Here is a 15379-nt window from a genome sequence, read left to right on the forward strand (position 1 = left end):
GTGACTTTATGGTTTATTGTATTTTTCAAATTTAAACCTACTATAATATATTCTTTTATGATAAAATTATGACAACTAAATGTCTGTTAGCTTTATAATCTTTCTTAATTTTGCGAAATGGAATTGAGTTTAGGAGAAATGTTAATGATTGCACTTGCATTTATTGTTTTATTCGGACCAGATAAATTGCCCGAGATTGCCCGAGGTCTTGGAGAAGGTGTACGCAAAATGCGTGGCGCTGTGGATGATATCAAAACCGAAATTATGAAAGAAGGAGACAATCCTCTCTCCGATATCAAAAAAGAAATTGATAAAGTAAAGCAATCTGCTCAAGACTTCAATCCTTTGGCAGAAAAGAAAAACAACGATTTTATATCTCAAGAAACACCTAAAATAGATCTTTCCGAAGACGATACACACGAAGGTCCCGTAAGCCGATAAACTATGAATGAACTGATTTCTCTGGACCAGCAACTCCTGTTATTTCTCAATGGTTTGGGAAGTTCAACATTCGACCCATTTTGGCTTTTGGTAACAGGGAAATGGTTTTGGATACCGTTTTACGTTATTTTACTTTACTTAGTTTTCAAAAGTGTTCCTCGTAAAAAAATAATTTTTGTACTCATTTTCATCGCTATCGGAATCACAATTTCTGACCAACTGGCGAGTGTTTTCAAACACGGTGTTGAGAGATTAAGACCTTGTCACGACCCATTATTGATTGATAAAATGAGAATGGTAATTTGTGGAGGAAAATATGGTTTCTACTCTGCGCACGCTTCCAGTTCTTTTTTCTTGGTTAGTTTTCTGACGATTTTGATTGGCAAGAACTACAAATACCTTCCCTATATTCTTGTTTTTTGGGCGTGTATTGTATCTTACAGCAGGATTTACGTTGGTGTTCATTATCCTGGCGATGTTATATTTGGCGCAGCAGTAGGCTTTCTTTTGGGTGGCGTTTTAGCGAATCTTACGAAGAAAGTTGTTAATAAAAATTAGAAATTAATTTTGCTTACAGCTAGTCATTATGATAAGGTTTCCCTTGCAAAATAGTCGCTGCTCTGTAAATCTGTTCCACAAAAAATAATCTAATCATCTGATGTGTAAAAGTCATTTTTGAAAGTGATATTTTTTCATTGGCACGTTGGTAGATTTCATCAGAAAAACCATAAGCGCCACCAATCAGGAAATGGATTTTCTTCACAGAACTTCCCATCCAGTTATCAATCTTTTCAGAAAATTCCCGACTTGTAAATTGTTTACCTTTTTCATCTAAAAGAATAACTAAATCAGAAGAATCAATTTGGTTTTGAAACAACTTGGCTTCCTCTTTTTTTAATTGGTCCGGACTGAGGTTTTTGGCATTTTTCACATCCGGAATTTCGATGAGTTCAAAGTTCCAGTGTTTTGGGATTCTCGGCAGATAATATTTGATAAGAGAAACAATTTCTTTATCATCCGTCTTCCCGATGCAAATCAAATTAATACGCATTTACTATATTTGTCCTGCAAAGATAAATGAATGGCAAAAAAATTACAGCGTTTTTTCCTCAAGATTAAAAACTTTTTTGACGGGATTCACATTCCGGTTTTAGGAATCTCTCTGTGGGAAATGCTAACTATTTACACAGATGCGATTTTCAAAAACCCTTTGGGAAGGCAGGCTGCGAGTATCTCTTGGAGTTTTTTTCTTAGTTTGTTTCCAATGATTTTGTTCCTATTGTCTGTTTTGCCTTATATGCCGCATTACGATAAATTGCAGTTTTATATCTTCGAAGTTTTGATGCCGAGAGTTTTCCCTTCTCATATGCAGAGCGATGTTACGGGGTATATACAAACTAGTCTTCTTCCGAATATGAAGTCTATAAGTACTTTGACGATTTTGTTTTCTTTTGTTTTCGCTACCAATGGTTGTTTTACATTTATCAACGGATTCAACAGAAATACAGAACTGAAAAGAGGTTTTGTAAAAGAATATGCTTTGGCGATGTTGGTTACAATTTCTTTCCTAACTTTAGTTTTTCTCTCCATTTTTGGAATCTATTACAGTGAAGTTGTTCTCAAGTTGTTTACGCCAACGTACGATATTAGTTGGTTCACAAAGAATCTTACGAAGATTATTGGATTTATCTCTTTTCCGCTGTTCTATCTGCTTTTGTTGACGCTTTTCTATTGGGTTGGTTGTCTTAAAATTACAAGGCTTAGAGAAGCTTTTCCGGGAGCTGTTTTGACTACAGTTTTATTTGTTACTCTTACTTATTTCTTTGCAATTTATGTTGCTAATGTAGCGCGATACAACGTTTTGTATGGTTCGATTGGCTCTATTATTTTGGTAATGGTTTGGATTAATGTCAACGTTTTTCTTGTATTGATGGGCAATGAACTTAATCTTGCTATTAAGAGAGTGAAGTTGGAAAAATTAGTAAGAGATGAGATGAATTCAGACTTGACAGAATCTTAAATTAAGTAAAAAACGCCTTGATTTCTAAAGACGTCTAACAATAATTAATTTATATATAGATTCTAATTTTCAAAATACTGGATAACACCTGGTTCAGGATCTTTTTTTCTATTTTCATCAATTTCAAAATTCTTAGAATTCTCCAAAAAAGAATTGCTGTACAAAGCATAAGAAGGTTGTTCTGCAAAATCATTCTTCAGCATTTGATGGGCTTCTACAATGGGTTTTTCGTAGAGTTTTCTGAAATTTCCGATGTTGTACTGCGAAAACTTTCCGTAGTGAACAATGAATTTTAATGACAACTCTATCGTGGTATTCAACATTTCGCTCAGTTCCAGAATATTCATATTGAAAGCATTTCTCATATTTCGAAGCATTTTAGAAACTCTTTGATAGGAAGGTTTTTGGTCATATTTATAGAACAAAATCGCATCTCCCTCAATTTCAGAAATATCAAAATACTAATTGTTTACATCAATCAAAATAGAAAGTAGTTGTCTTACAATATATTCGCCGGTATAAAGTTTTGTATTGAACACAAACTCAGTAAATCCACTGAAATCGGGAATCAAAATGATTCCATTTTTAATATTTGTATTCTCCATAATAAGTTGGGTTTAAAAACCTACTACATCCATAGACGCAGCAGGTTTTATTTTACTTTATTGCCATCCGCCTCCAACAGAGCGATAGAGCGTGGTAATGGCGTTTAATCTCTGAGCTTTTAAGGATGCCAAATCAAGTTCTTCCTGTAATTTGTTGGTCTGAGTCAAAATCACTTCAACATAAGTTGCTGAATTATATTTAAATAGCACATCCGCTTTCTGAACGGCTTCAGTAGATTTTCTTACCAAACCTTCTGCAGTTTTCTGTTGTTCTTCCAGTTTTTGAATCTGAACCAAAGCATCAGAAACTTCTCCAACCGCTTTTAAAACCGATTGTTTAAAATTAATTTCAGCCTGCTGAGAAACAATTTTTGATTGTTCGAACTGGGTTTTTCAATTGCTTTCCGTTTAAAATAGGTTGTGCTAAAGTTCCTAACACAGAACCAAAAAGCGAACCCGGAATATTAAACCAATTACTCGCTTTAAAAGCATTCAACCCGCCTTGAGCTGTGATATTGAAAGAAGGATACATATTCGCTTTTGCCACATTGATGGCTGAAACGCTTTTTCTCACATCATATTCTGCACTTTTGATATCGGGTCTGTAGCTCAACAATTCAGACGGAATTCCTGTTGCAACGTTATCAGGCGATTGAACATTGTTCAGACTTGTGCTTCTCTCAATTTTATCGGACATCGAGCCTGTCAAAATACTCAATGCATTTTCCTTAGTTGCAATTGAACTTTCAATAGCCGGAATTGATTTTAAAATCTGGTCTTTCACGATCTCTTGTTGCTGAACTGCTAAAGCTGTCGTCAAACCAACTTCCTGTTGTTTCTCCTAAAACTTCAAAGTGTTATCCGAATAAGTCAGGTTTGATTTTGTAATTTCAAGCTGAGTATCGAGCATTAGTAAATTATAATATCCTTGAACAACAGTCGCTACCAATTGTGTTTTCACGGCTTTCGCGGCTTCCTGAGTTTTGAGATAAACTGCCAAAGCCTGTTCTTTTCTGCCTTTGATTTTGCCCCAAATATCAGCTTCCCAAGAAATATTGATGGAAGTCGTGTAATCCTGCATATAACGGCTTCCCATAAACTGTCCCGCCATCATTCCGTTCATACTGTTGTCGGAAGGTCGGTTCACACTTGCGTTGGCAATCGTTGCGCTCACGGTTGGGATGTTTCCCCATTTACTTTGGTTGTAAGCTAAAGAAGCAAATTCGATTTGTTTCAAAGCGACCTGCAAATCATTATTCTGAGTCATTGCTTTATCAATCAAACTCACCAAAACTGGGTCTTTGAAAAAATCTTTATAACTGATTTTAGCAATATTTTCATTATTATCGGTTGTGATGCTGTCGTTTCTGAAAGCTTCGGGCATTTGGATTTCGGGCTGTTCAAATTTCTGAACTTTACAGGCGATTGCCGTTCCCGAAATTAATACGATATATGCTATATTTTTAATTGAATTCATTTTAAAAAATCATTTGAATTAATATTCCCAATCGGCTTCTGTGATTACTCTTCCGTTGATTTTTTCGTGCAAAGCCTGGAAAACCACAAACAATACCGGAACAACGAAAACCCCTAAAATGGTTCCGAATAACATCCCGGAAATTGCCGCATAACCAATGGAAAGATTCCCCATTGCAGACGGACCAACGACGAAAACTAATGGAATCAAACCTGCAATAAATGCCAAAGAAGTCATCAGAATCGGACGAAAACGTGCTTTTGCACCTTCAACTGCTGCTGCAATTAAACTTTTTTCGGCTCTTCGTCTTTGGATGGCAAACTCTACGATTAGAATTCCGTTTTTGGCTAATAATCCAATCAACATTACCATTGTGATTTGAACATAAATATTGTTGGATAATTCCGCAAAAGTAATTCTCATAAACACTCCTGATAAACCAACCGGAATAGCGATTAATACCGCAAAAGGAAGAATGTAACTTTCATACTGTGCTGATAAAAGGAAGAATACAAACACGATACACAACCCGAAAATCATTACCGATTGCGAGCTGGAATTGGCTTCCACATTGGAAACGCCTTCTACAGAAGCAGCATATTCATTTTCTACGGAAGCATTTCCTTGTTTTACGGTTTCCACCGGAAGTTGTGGAGTCTGTTGTTGGTAAGCCTGCCCCTGATTATCTTTTTTACACCCGACCAAGACCAATAAAGCCACGCCAAGCATAGATGATTTCTGAATAGAGAATCTTTGCATAACAATTTCAATTAAATTTTCGGTGCAAAATTCGTCCAAAAAAAAGCGAAGGAAGATATTCAAAAAACGACTAAATTTGTCAAAAAGACATCTCTAATTTATTTTATTAAACCAAAATTTTTTAGAATAAAAATTTTATCTATAGTTATCTTTAATATAAGTAATAGATAGAATATAACATTAGAAATCAAGGAATAACTTAATGAATTAATATTATTAATTTTGTGAAAAGACATCTTAAAATTAAACTTTAGTATAAATCACTTCCCTTATATTCTAACGGAGATTTCCCAACGTGTTTTTTTAAAAATTTAATGAAAGATGCCTGGTCAGAAAATTTTAATTGTGAAGCGACTTCATTGACATTGGAGTTAGAATTTCGAAGCAACATTCTCGCTTCCACAACTAAAACCTGATGAATAATATCTCTGGGAGATTTATACATCGTTTTATTGATGACTTTTGTTAAATATTTTCGGCTGATAAAAAGCTTATCGGCATAAAACTGGACATTGTGCTGTTCTTTGAAATGTTGCCGTATAAGTGTGAAGAAAATTGTTGTAATGTTATCTTCACGATAGGTTACGGGTTTTGGTCTGTCGGTTTTTTAAAAATAATTATCAATCTCGTAAATGACCAGAGAAAAGTGATGCCAAATCATTTCATTGAAATAATAATTCTCTTTTTCAGTATCGTTTAAAATCTTAAGCTCATCAAGATGGAAATCGAGTCTTCGATATAATTCCTGTTCGTCTCGGATGATATTAATGGGGTCGGATGAAAGGCTTTTCAAAACGTCGTTTGATTTGTAGTTAAAACCTGCTTCCGATATAAAATGATGAGAAAAGAAAATATATTTTGCTTTATAACCATCAGATACTTTCTCAATACATACAGTTTCTGCAATTGGGGAAAAGATAATATCTCCTTTTTCCGCTTCGTAACTGTTATCTTCTAACCTAAAACCATATTTCCTTTTTGAATCAAAAAAATAGCAAAATAATCTGAGCGGAAAGGCTTATTAAGCTCTACCGCGTGATTTGCAGTTTCGATTTCCATAACAACAAATTCCTTGATGCGCAAATCAAATTCTACCTGATTCAACAGTTCCTCAAATGTAAAAAGTGAGATAAAATCTTTTGATTCTGGAGTTGATTTTCGCTGCATTGAGAAGATGTTTAGGCCAAATTAATGAATTAAATTTTCTTGAATTTCAAAACAGAATAGCCTACAATTCCGGAAACCACAGAAGCGAACAGAATACTGATTTTAGCAATTTCCTGACTTTCAATATGATTTGGAAAAGCCAATAACGAAACGAAAATCGACATCGTAAATCCAATTCCCGCTAAGAATCCAACACCAATCATTTGATTCCATTTTGAAAAAGCGGGAAGTTTACTCCATTTTAATTTGACAACAATCCAAGAAAATAAATTAATTCCAATGACTTTCCCTGTAAACAAACCGAAGATGATTCCCAAACTTAGTGGACTGATAAAATGTGCAAAAACCTCCGATTGAAAAGTAATATTAGTATTAGCTAAAGCGAATAATGGCATTATCAGAAAATTAACAGGTGTGTGTAATTTTTCTTCCAGTTTTTCCAAAGGCGACATAATCACGGTTGAAGTGTTTGTCGGAATTGTAAATGCTAGAATAACGCCTGCAATCGTTGCGTGAATCCCAGAATGGTGCATAAAATACCAAAGAAATAATCCCGGAATCAAATACAATAATAGATTTTTAGCGCCGAGTTTATTTAAAATAATCAGAAAAATTGTAATTCCACCACAGATTCCCAAAGAAATCCAATCAATAGAATCTGTGTAAAATAATGCAATCACGATAATCGCTCCCAAATCATCTACAATTGCTAATGCGCTCAAAAATACTTTAAGAGAATTAGGAACGCTTTTTCCAAGCAACGAAATAATTGCCAAAGAAAAAGCAATATCGGTCGCCATCGGAATTGCCCAACCGTTTTTATATTCAGAATTATAATTAAAACTAAAATAAATCAAAGCCGGAATCAACATTCCGCCAAGAGCAGCGAAAATTGGGAGATTCGCTTTTTTGATGTCGGACAATTCACCTTCCAACAATTCTCTCTTGATTTCTAATCCAACCAAAAGAAAGAAAATAGCCATCAATCCGTCATTAATCCAAACAGAAACAGAGTAATTCAAATGAAAGACTTCTGTTCCGATATTGGTGTTCAAAAGATTTTGAAAATCCTGAGCGAGAGATGAATTGGCTATCAATAAAGAAACCAAAACGAAGATGATTAATAAGATTCCAGAACTTTTGTTGGAATGGAAAAATTTATCGAAATATTTTGTTAATATCATTACTGTCTTTTTACTTTAGAAACGCCTTTGATCGCTTTTAGTTGTTTGAAAGTTTCTTCCAATTGGCTTTTATTTCTGACTTCTAGCGCGATGCTTCCTGTGAAAATACCATCGTTAGAAGAGATGCTCATACTTCTCATATCCATATTCATAGAACCACTGATGACTGCCGTGATGTCGTTAATCATACCGATTCTATCAATTCCTTCAATCTCAATTTTGATTCTGTTTTTGAAACTTTCTGCATTCACCCATTTCGCTTGAAGAACACGATAATCGTAATTTGCTCTTAGATTAATGGCGTTTGGACAGCTTTCGCTATGAACTTTTATTCCGTCTGAAATGGTTATGAATCCGAAAATTTTATCTCCTGGAATCACTGTACAACATTTCGCAAAAGTATAATTCAATTTTTCTTCATCTTTTCCAAAGACAATCATATCCAAATTGGAATCGACCTTTTCAACATATTCTTCCTTATTAGAAGTTTTTCTGAAACGGTTGAAGATATTGCTGAGTATGCTTTTTTTATCCGAATATCTTTTAATGTCACCAATGTCAAAAGTTCCGTTTTGGAAACCTAAAAATAAATCCTGAGAAGTTTTCAGATTAAGGAATTTCTGTAATCCATTGATTTCATCATCATTGAAATTCAATTTTGCGTGGCGCATTTTTCTCTGGAGAATTTCCTTTCCTTCTGCTGTATTTTGATTTTTTTCAGAATTAAGGATATTCTTAATTTTAGATTTCGCTTTGGAAGTCACTACAAAATCCAACCAATCTGGTTTTGGTTTTTGATTCTGAGAAGAAAGGATGTCAATCTGGTCACCGTTTTGAAGAACATAACTGATTGGAACCAGTTTTCCGTTGATTTTTGCGCCAAGACATTTTGTTCCCAAATCCGAGTGAACCGAAAAAGCGAAATCCAAAGCTGTTGCTCCGGTTGGTAAAATTTTGATTTCTCCTTTTGGTGTGAAAACGAAAACTTCTTTGGAATAGAGATTTAATTTAATATTATCAAGAAGCTCAGACGTAGAAAGGTTTTGCTGTTGTTCTAAAACATCTCTGATTTCAGAAACCCAATTTTCAAATCTTTGGTCATCAGTGTTTTTGCGATAACCTTCTTTGTATTTGTAATGTGCAGCAACTCCTTTTTCTGCAATCTCGTTCATTCTTTCGGAACGGATTTGGACTTCAATCCATTTTTTATCAGGTCCCATTACAGTCAAGTGGAGACTCTCGTAACCGGTTGACCTAGGTTGCGAAATCCAGTCACGCATTCGGGAAGGATTACTTTGGTAAAGGTCGGTTACGATGGAATAGATTTTCCACGCCAAAAATTTTTCATTTCTCGGGTCGGATTTATAAATGATTCTAATCGCGTAATTATCATAAACTTCTTCAAAAGTCACATTCTGCTTCTGCATTTTTCGATAAATCGAACTTATGGCTTTTGCGCGTCCTTTGATGGTGAAGTTGAGATTTTCTTCTTTCAGCTGTTCGGAAACTTCTTTGGTGAATTCTTCTACATATTTTTCACGAACTTCTTTTGCGGTTTCTAATTTTGCCTGAATCTCGTTGTAAACATCAGGATTATTATATTTTAAAGATAAATCTTCAAGTTCCGATTTGATAGAGTAAAGCCCGAATCTGTGAGCTAACGGTGCGTAAATATAAGCTGTTTCCGCCGCGATTTTTTTCTGCTTTACAGGATGCATACTTTCCAAAGTTCTCATATTATGCAGTCGGTCTGCAATTTTGATGAGAATCACCCGGAAGTCTTCGGAAAGCGTCAGTAGAAGTTTTCTGTAATTTTCTGACTGAACAGAGATGTTCTGCTGATTCATCACAGAGATTTTCGTCAATCCGCTTACGATATCTGCAATGGTTTTTCCGAAGATTTTATTAAGGTCTTCGTAAGTGTATTCAGAATCTTCTATCACATCGTGGAGCAGGGCGCAGGCAATACTGGTTGCACCCAAGCCAATCTCATTAGCAACGATTTTTGCAACTTCTATCGGATGATAGATGTAAGGTTCGCCGGTTTTTCTTCGCTGGTCTTTGTGAGCATCCAAAGCAATATCAAAAGCTTTTCGGATAAGCTTGTTTTGCTCCTCGTCCAACGTTCGGTAAGTATTGGATATGAGGTCTTTATATCGTGCAAGGATTTCCTTGTTTTCTTTCTCTAAATCGTAAATCATCTAAATCGTGTAAATGAGTAACGAATATACTAAAAAATACAAAAAAAGTCAAGTGAAACCTTACGGTTTTGAGTATTGTATAATGGATTTAAATAAAAGTAATAAAAATGATTTATTTAATTAATTGTGTTTTTAAAACAGGGGTGGTTTGGATTTATTTCGTATGAAAATTATAATTACCCCTATTAATTTTATATATTAGTGTTTTAAAAACATAAAATATAACTATGGAAGAAGGTTTTTTAAATGGTTATCCTGCGATAAATGATATTTATGATGAGATGATGTCCAATAATGTAGTGAGAAATCATTATCGGGATTTTGTGACCGGTTTTTCTAAGTTTGATGTTTCTGAGATGGACCAGAAAAATGACCTTGCGAAGAAACTTTTTATGACGCAGGGGATTACTTTCACGGTTTATAATGATGGTGAGGGAATCGAAAAGATTTTTCCTTTTGATGTGGTTCCAAGGATTATCCAATCATCAGAATGGGAATTTATACAGAAAGGAATTAAACAAAGACTGAAGGCTCTCAATATTTTTCTTAAGGATGTTTATCATCAGCAATTCATTATAAAAGATGAGGTTTTGCCGTCGTCTTTGGTTTATACTTGTCCCAATTATCTTAGAGAAATGATAAATGTTGATGTACCGTTTGATATCTATACACACATCAGCGGAATCGACCTTATCCGAGATTATGACGGGAGTTATTATGTTTTAGAAGATAATCTCAGAACGCCTTCTGGAGTAAGTTATATGCTGGAAAATCGAAAAATGAGCTATCGGCTTTTTCCTAATATTTTGCCTAATATCAAGGTTAAACAAGTTAATATCTATCCTGATTTATTAATAAAAAATCTATTGTCATTTGGTCGTCAAATCAGTGCAAAACCAAATGTGGTTTTATTGACACCGGGGATTTTCAATTCCGCTTATTTTGAACATACAACTTTAGCTCGATTAATGGGAATCGAATTGGTGGAAGGTCGTGATTTGGTGGTTCAAAATCATCAGGTTTATATGAAAACTACGAAAGGTCTCAAAAAAGTAGATGTCATTTACAGAAGAGTGGATGATGAGTTCATTGACCCTTTGGTTTTCCGTCAAGACAGTGTTTTGGGTGTTCCTGGTTTGTATCACGCTTACAGAAAAGGAAATGTTATTATCGTGAATGCAATGGGAAATGGTGTTGCCGATGATAAAGCGATTTATTCTTACGTTCCCGATATGATTCGGTATTATTTGGGCGAAGAGCCGATTCTGAAAAGCGTTCCGACTTACCGAATGGAAAATATGGACGAACGGAAATACACCATAGAAAATATGCACAAAATGGTTGTTAAAAAAACCAATGAAAGTGGCGGTTACGGAATGCTAATCGGAGACAAAGCCACTGACGAAGAAATCGCTGAATTTACAAAACAAATCAATCTGAATCCAAGAAGTTACATTGCACAACCAATCATTAAACTTTCTACTGCACCTTGTTATATTAATGGAGTTTTACAACCGAGAAGAGTTGACTTAAGACCTTTTGCATTATACGGTCCGGATGGAATTGATATTGTTCCAGGCGGATTAACGAGAGTTGCGCTGAAAGAAGGCTCAATCGTTGTGAATTCCTCTCAAGGTGGAGGTTCCAAAGATACTTGGGTCGTAGATTAATTCAACTTTTATCATTAATCATTAATCATTAACAATTAACCATTAAAAAATAATGCTAAGTAGAGTTGCAGAAAATATATTTTGGATGAGCCGTTATATGGAACGGACCAATTTTCAGCTCAAAGTTTTTCATACGAGATATATTGCTTATCAGGATGGCGCTTCTGTAGAAAGTTGGGAGAATTTTTGCGAAGAAAATCAAATCGAAATAGATAATGATGATTACAGTTTTGGAAATCTCATTTCGAAAGCGCTTTTTGATATCAATAATGATTTGTCCATTGCCAGTAATATTTTCCGGGCGAGAGAAAATGCCAGAAGTGCGCAGGACCACATCAACAAAGATGTTTGGCAGTGCCTTAACGATTTTCATCATCAAATGAAAGACCATTTTTTGTTCAGTCAGTCCAGATATGGTGACCCAATCAGCGTTTTTGATGTTTTGGTAAAACAATCGATGGTTTATTATGGCGTTATCGATAATTATGTAGCGAGAGACGAAGGTTATTGTTTTTTGGAGCTTGGGAAATATATAGAACGAATCCTGAATAGCATTAATCTAATCAGAAAACAATGGATTCTTTACGGAGAAGACCTTTTGGATAACGATTACTCCAACTGGCGGTATTTTCTAAGTTCGGTAAGTGGTTATGATTTTTATCTTCGAAATAATCTTGGGACGATGGAAAAAGAACGGATTTTTTATCAGATGATTTATGAACCACTTTTCCCGAATTCAATCACTTATTCTCTTAATGAATTAGACAAATTTGCAAAACAGCTCAATTCCGGAGAACAAGGTGAAAGTGATGAAACAGTCGGTTTTTTTATAGGAAAATGTATTGCGAATGTCCAATTCACAAGGCATCCGAGAACACGCGAGGAAAAGATGCTTTTTCTTGCCAGAATAGAAAGTGATATTTACGAAATTTCAAATATTTTTAACCACCAGTTTTTTGGTTTGGTTGTTTGAGGAAATGTTTCATTGTAAAATCGCAAAATCGTCAATTTGTCACATCAACACATCAACAAATTAGCAAATTAACGAATCAACAAATCAACTTTATAAATGCCAGTTTTCAACATTTTACATATTACGAGATACGAATATTCTTCTGCGGTTACAGACAGCGCAAACCAAATTATTTTGTCACCATTGACTAATGATTTTCAAGAAGTTATTGAACAAAGGATTTCTTTGTTTCCATATTCTAATATCGATTATTACTACGATTATTTTACCAACAAAATTGGTGTTTTTACGATTGTGGAACCGCATTATTTTTTGGAAATCAAAGCCGAATTGGTTGTAGAAACTTTTCCGATAGAATTGCCAATTATCAATCTTAATGTTGATGAACAATGGCAAATCGTGAAGGAACAATCCACGCATTTCCCTTACATCGATTTTGTAAGACAGGAAAATATTAAGAATAAAGAAGAGATTTTGTCAATCATAAAATCTGTCGCTACTTCAGATTTGTCTGTCATGGAAACGACGACAGCTTTGTCAACTTATATTTATGAAAATTTCACTTACAGACAAGGAATCACGGATTATGAAACGGAAATAGATGAAATCTGGGAGCTTAAAGCAGGTGTTTGTCAGGATTTTGCGCATTTGCTTTTGGGAATGTTGAGAATGTTGGGCGTTCCTTCGAGATATGTCAGCGGATACATCAGTCCTAGCAATCACGAACTGAGAGGCGAAGGTGCAACACATGCTTGGATCGAGGTTTTTATCCCAGGTTACGGCTGGCTAGGAAACGACCCGACGAATAATTGCTGGGTAAGCGACCGACATATCAAGATTGCAGTGGGAAGAGATTTCAAAGATTGTACGCCCGTGAAAGGAACTTACAAAGGAACATCCAGTCACAAATTGGGCGTTTCTGTAATTATCACGACTGATAAAACTAAAAATCTGACCGAAGTTCCTAAAGTTCCAATGTACATCCGAGAAAATAATCCGTCGATTGAAGAGATTTTACCACAAAGTAATTCTTACCGAAAGTTTTTGGAAATGCAACAGCAACAACAGCAACAACAATAGTTTGTATATTTGGAATCGATTGTTCTGTATGGATTTTTTGAAGAAATTATATAAAATACTGATTCCGTTTTACATCTTGTTTTTGCTTTATCTGATGTTTTTCGGATTTGGGAGAAGTCAGTATGATATTAATATTGTAAGGCTGATTCCCATGTTTTCAACATTTGGTTTTATGAAACAAACGATTCTTTGGGAAACGATTATCATTAATATTTTCGGGAATGTTCTAATGTTCGTTCCTTTTGGATTTTTAGGAATTGTGTTCCCAAAGTTCAACCAATTTTGGATTCTAATTTTGGACTTTCTTTTCGCAATTATTTTGATAGAAGGTCTTCAGTATTTCACAAGATTAGGCGTTTTTGATATTGATGATGTGATTCTGAATACGGTCGGCGTTGCAATTGGATTTTATGTTTATAAACAGCTTTTTGTAGGAAAGGAAAAAGTTTAATCGCAAAGGTTTTAATAAGTATTAAGTTTCCAAAGTATCAATGAATTGATATTTTATGAAGCTTTGAATTTAAGTTTTAGCTTCAAATCAACTTGTTGATTCTTTGCCTTCTCAAATAATCTACCTTAAAAAAACTTTGCGATAAAGAAACAGAAAACTTATTGATAAACATTTTTAGTATGAACTTCCATCCATCTTGCTGGGTCTTTGATATTATCCCAACCAAATTTTTTATAAAGTTCGTGCGCATCAGCAGTTAGCAAAATCCATCTTCTCAAACCTTGTAATTCGGGATGGTTCATAATATTTTCCATTAATAATTTTGACAAACCAAGCCCACGAAATTCATCCAAAATAAATACATCTCCCAAATAAGCAATCGTCGTAAAATCTGTAATCACTTTTGCAAAGCCAACTTGCTTATCTTGATAAAACACACCGAAACAAAAAGAATTAGCTATAGATTTTTCAACAATTTCTTTTGGAACTCCTTTTGCCCAATAAGATTCTTCAGATAAATATTGATGAATGGTTTCTATGTCCATTTTGGATTTATCTGTAGAAATGTAGAAGTCTTTTTTATCGTACATTTTTCTATGAGTTATTTAAAGCTTTCATTTCAAAATAACAATTTTCACAAACCATTTTTATGTTTGCAAATTTTTCCGATTCTTCATTCCAACCATTGTATTTGACTCTTATTTTTTCACAGTCATCACACCAAGCTTCGAAATATTCTTCGTCTTCCAAATCCATATCTGGAGTAGCTTCAAAAGATTCGATAAATCCTCTTTTTGTTTCAGGATCCAAATGTTGACAAACAAAAGCAGGTCTCCTATATCCGTGATTTCCACATTCTAGTTTTTTCTGCTTCATTTTTTTCACTTCTGAATTTCCATCAGCGTAAACTTGTTCAGGAATTAAAACATAATATTCTAAGTTTTCAAGGTTGATTTTGTAAGTCCCAATGCCTTTTAAAATTTCAAAAGAAATAGCAAGGAACTCCCATCCGTCATATTCATCACTTGGAAATGTTCCGTTTGTTAGTTTTTCATAATTATTTTCTTCTCCGAATTTTTTTATTTTTAAAGTCTCAATTTTATTTTTCTCGGACAAATAATTATTGAACCAGCTCCACATCCAGGTTTTTGATGTCAGTGAAAATGTTCCGATTGGAATGTATTTGAAAAAGACTTCATCATTATCATCATTGTAAAGTCTTAAAATTTCTACATCAGCATCATAAAACCAATGGGCGAAATCATCAAGCTTAAATTCTGCCTTAAAATCATTTTGAATTGGAATTAATTTGTTTAATTCAGATTCTGAAAATTCCTTGTAATCTATCATT

General features: G+C 34.4%; 21 protein-coding genes. 7 read left to right on the forward strand and 14 right to left on the reverse strand.

Annotated elements, in window-relative coordinates:
* The first annotated feature begins 117 nt into the window (after positions 1-117).
* Entirely contained in the window at positions 118-441 is a 324-nt protein-coding gene (locus DRF58_RS00165; protein ID WP_116031370.1) for a Sec-independent protein translocase subunit TatA/TatB, read from the forward strand.
* 3 nt (positions 442-444) lie between these two features.
* Positions 445-999, forward strand: a complete 555-nt coding sequence (locus DRF58_RS00170; RefSeq protein ID WP_116031372.1) for a phosphatase PAP2 family protein — start codon at positions 445-447, stop codon at positions 997-999.
* 19 nt (positions 1000-1018) lie between these two features.
* On the opposite strand, the gene rlmH is transcribed toward DRF58_RS00170, so the two are convergent.
* Positions 1019-1492, reverse strand: coding sequence for a 23S rRNA (pseudouridine(1915)-N(3))-methyltransferase RlmH (rlmH, locus tag DRF58_RS00175; RefSeq protein ID WP_116031373.1), 474 nt, complete (start codon positions 1490-1492; stop codon positions 1019-1021).
* Between the two features lie 30 nt (positions 1493-1522).
* Here rlmH and DRF58_RS00180 point away from each other — a divergent pair, with 30 nt between their 5' ends.
* Positions 1523-2461 (forward strand): YihY/virulence factor BrkB family protein, encoded by a 939-nt coding sequence (locus tag DRF58_RS00180; RefSeq protein WP_116031375.1) that lies wholly within the window; start codon positions 1523-1525, stop codon positions 2459-2461.
* Positions 2462-2523: 62 nt separating this feature from the next.
* Here DRF58_RS00180 and DRF58_RS00185 read toward each other — a convergent pair whose 3' ends face one another.
* The 11 genes from DRF58_RS00185 to DRF58_RS00220 form a co-directional block, all read right to left on the reverse strand.
* On the reverse strand, positions 2524-2913 hold the full coding sequence (locus DRF58_RS00185) for a DUF2652 domain-containing protein (protein ID WP_262510748.1): 390 nt from the start codon (positions 2911-2913) through the stop codon (positions 2524-2526).
* A gap of 9 nt (positions 2914-2922) precedes the next feature.
* Positions 2923-3066, reverse strand: a complete 144-nt coding sequence (locus DRF58_RS18645) for a hypothetical protein (protein ID WP_245955327.1) — start codon at positions 3064-3066, stop codon at positions 2923-2925.
* Between the two features lie 57 nt (positions 3067-3123).
* Complete coding sequence (locus tag DRF58_RS18890) at positions 3124-3435, reverse strand: TolC family protein (RefSeq protein ID WP_317124847.1); 312 nt, start codon at positions 3433-3435, stop codon at positions 3124-3126.
* Positions 3416-3886 (reverse strand): TolC family protein, encoded by a 471-nt coding sequence (locus DRF58_RS18895; RefSeq protein WP_262510745.1) that lies wholly within the window; start codon positions 3884-3886, stop codon positions 3416-3418. Before DRF58_RS18895 ends, DRF58_RS18890 begins: the two co-directional genes overlap by 20 nt.
* Before the next feature lie 21 nt (positions 3887-3907).
* Complete coding sequence (locus DRF58_RS18655; RefSeq protein WP_245955328.1) at positions 3908-4543, reverse strand: TolC family protein; 636 nt, start codon at positions 4541-4543, stop codon at positions 3908-3910.
* Positions 4544-4561: 18 nt separating this feature from the next.
* On the reverse strand, positions 4562-5302 hold the full coding sequence (locus tag DRF58_RS00195) for an efflux RND transporter permease subunit (RefSeq protein WP_116031378.1): 741 nt from the start codon (positions 5300-5302) through the stop codon (positions 4562-4564).
* A gap of 250 nt (positions 5303-5552) precedes the next feature.
* Complete coding sequence (locus DRF58_RS18660) at positions 5553-5867, reverse strand: helix-turn-helix domain-containing protein (RefSeq protein WP_116031380.1); 315 nt, start codon at positions 5865-5867, stop codon at positions 5553-5555.
* A 42-nt stretch (positions 5868-5909) separates the two neighbouring features.
* Complete coding sequence (locus DRF58_RS00205; protein ID WP_116031383.1) at positions 5910-6095, reverse strand: hypothetical protein; 186 nt, start codon at positions 6093-6095, stop codon at positions 5910-5912.
* Between the two features lie 161 nt (positions 6096-6256).
* Positions 6257-6469: a hypothetical protein gene (locus DRF58_RS00210; RefSeq protein ID WP_116031386.1), complete on the reverse strand. Its 213-nt coding sequence runs from the start codon at positions 6467-6469 to the stop codon at positions 6257-6259.
* Between the two features lie 29 nt (positions 6470-6498).
* Positions 6499-7653: a Na+/H+ antiporter NhaA gene (gene nhaA / locus DRF58_RS00215; protein WP_116031389.1), complete on the reverse strand. Its 1155-nt coding sequence runs from the start codon at positions 7651-7653 to the stop codon at positions 6499-6501.
* Positions 7653-9854 carry a RelA/SpoT family protein gene (locus tag DRF58_RS00220; RefSeq protein WP_116031391.1) on the reverse strand — a complete coding sequence of 734 codons (2202 nt, stop codon included), beginning with the start codon at positions 9852-9854 and terminating at the stop codon, positions 7653-7655. The genes nhaA and DRF58_RS00220 overlap by 1 nt, the downstream gene beginning before the upstream one ends.
* 227 nt (positions 9855-10081) lie before the next feature.
* On the opposite strand from DRF58_RS00220, the gene DRF58_RS00225 reads away from it, so the two are divergent.
* The 4 genes from DRF58_RS00225 to DRF58_RS00240 all read left to right on the forward strand — a co-directional run bounded on the left by DRF58_RS00225 (position 10082) and on the right by DRF58_RS00240 (position 14028).
* The gene (locus DRF58_RS00225) at positions 10082-11524 is read left to right on the forward strand and encodes a circularly permuted type 2 ATP-grasp protein (RefSeq protein WP_116031394.1); all 1443 of its coding nucleotides are present in this window, start codon (positions 10082-10084) and stop codon (positions 11522-11524) included.
* Positions 11525-11576: 52 nt separating this feature from the next.
* A complete protein-coding gene (locus DRF58_RS00230; RefSeq protein WP_116031396.1) occupies positions 11577-12497 on the forward strand; it encodes an alpha-E domain-containing protein in 921 nt (306 codons plus the stop codon).
* 96 nt (positions 12498-12593) lie between these two features.
* Positions 12594-13577, forward strand: coding sequence for a transglutaminase family protein (locus DRF58_RS00235; RefSeq protein ID WP_116031399.1), 984 nt, complete (start codon positions 12594-12596; stop codon positions 13575-13577).
* A gap of 28 nt (positions 13578-13605) precedes the next feature.
* A complete protein-coding gene (locus tag DRF58_RS00240) occupies positions 13606-14028 on the forward strand; it encodes a VanZ family protein (protein ID WP_116031401.1) in 423 nt (140 codons plus the stop codon).
* A gap of 158 nt (positions 14029-14186) precedes the next feature.
* On the opposite strand, the gene DRF58_RS00245 is transcribed toward DRF58_RS00240, so the two are convergent.
* Positions 14187-14618: a GNAT family N-acetyltransferase gene (locus DRF58_RS00245; RefSeq protein ID WP_116031404.1), complete on the reverse strand. Its 432-nt coding sequence runs from the start codon at positions 14616-14618 to the stop codon at positions 14187-14189.
* Between the two features lie 4 nt (positions 14619-14622).
* Positions 14623-15378 carry a DUF6882 domain-containing protein gene (locus DRF58_RS00250; RefSeq protein ID WP_245955330.1) on the reverse strand — a complete coding sequence of 252 codons (756 nt, stop codon included), beginning with the start codon at positions 15376-15378 and terminating at the stop codon, positions 14623-14625.
* Position 15379 lies beyond the last annotated feature (1 nt).

The sequence above is a fragment of the Epilithonimonas hispanica genome, assembly GCF_003385395.1.
GTDB classification, from domain to species: domain Bacteria; phylum Bacteroidota; class Bacteroidia; order Flavobacteriales; family Weeksellaceae; genus Epilithonimonas; species Epilithonimonas hispanica.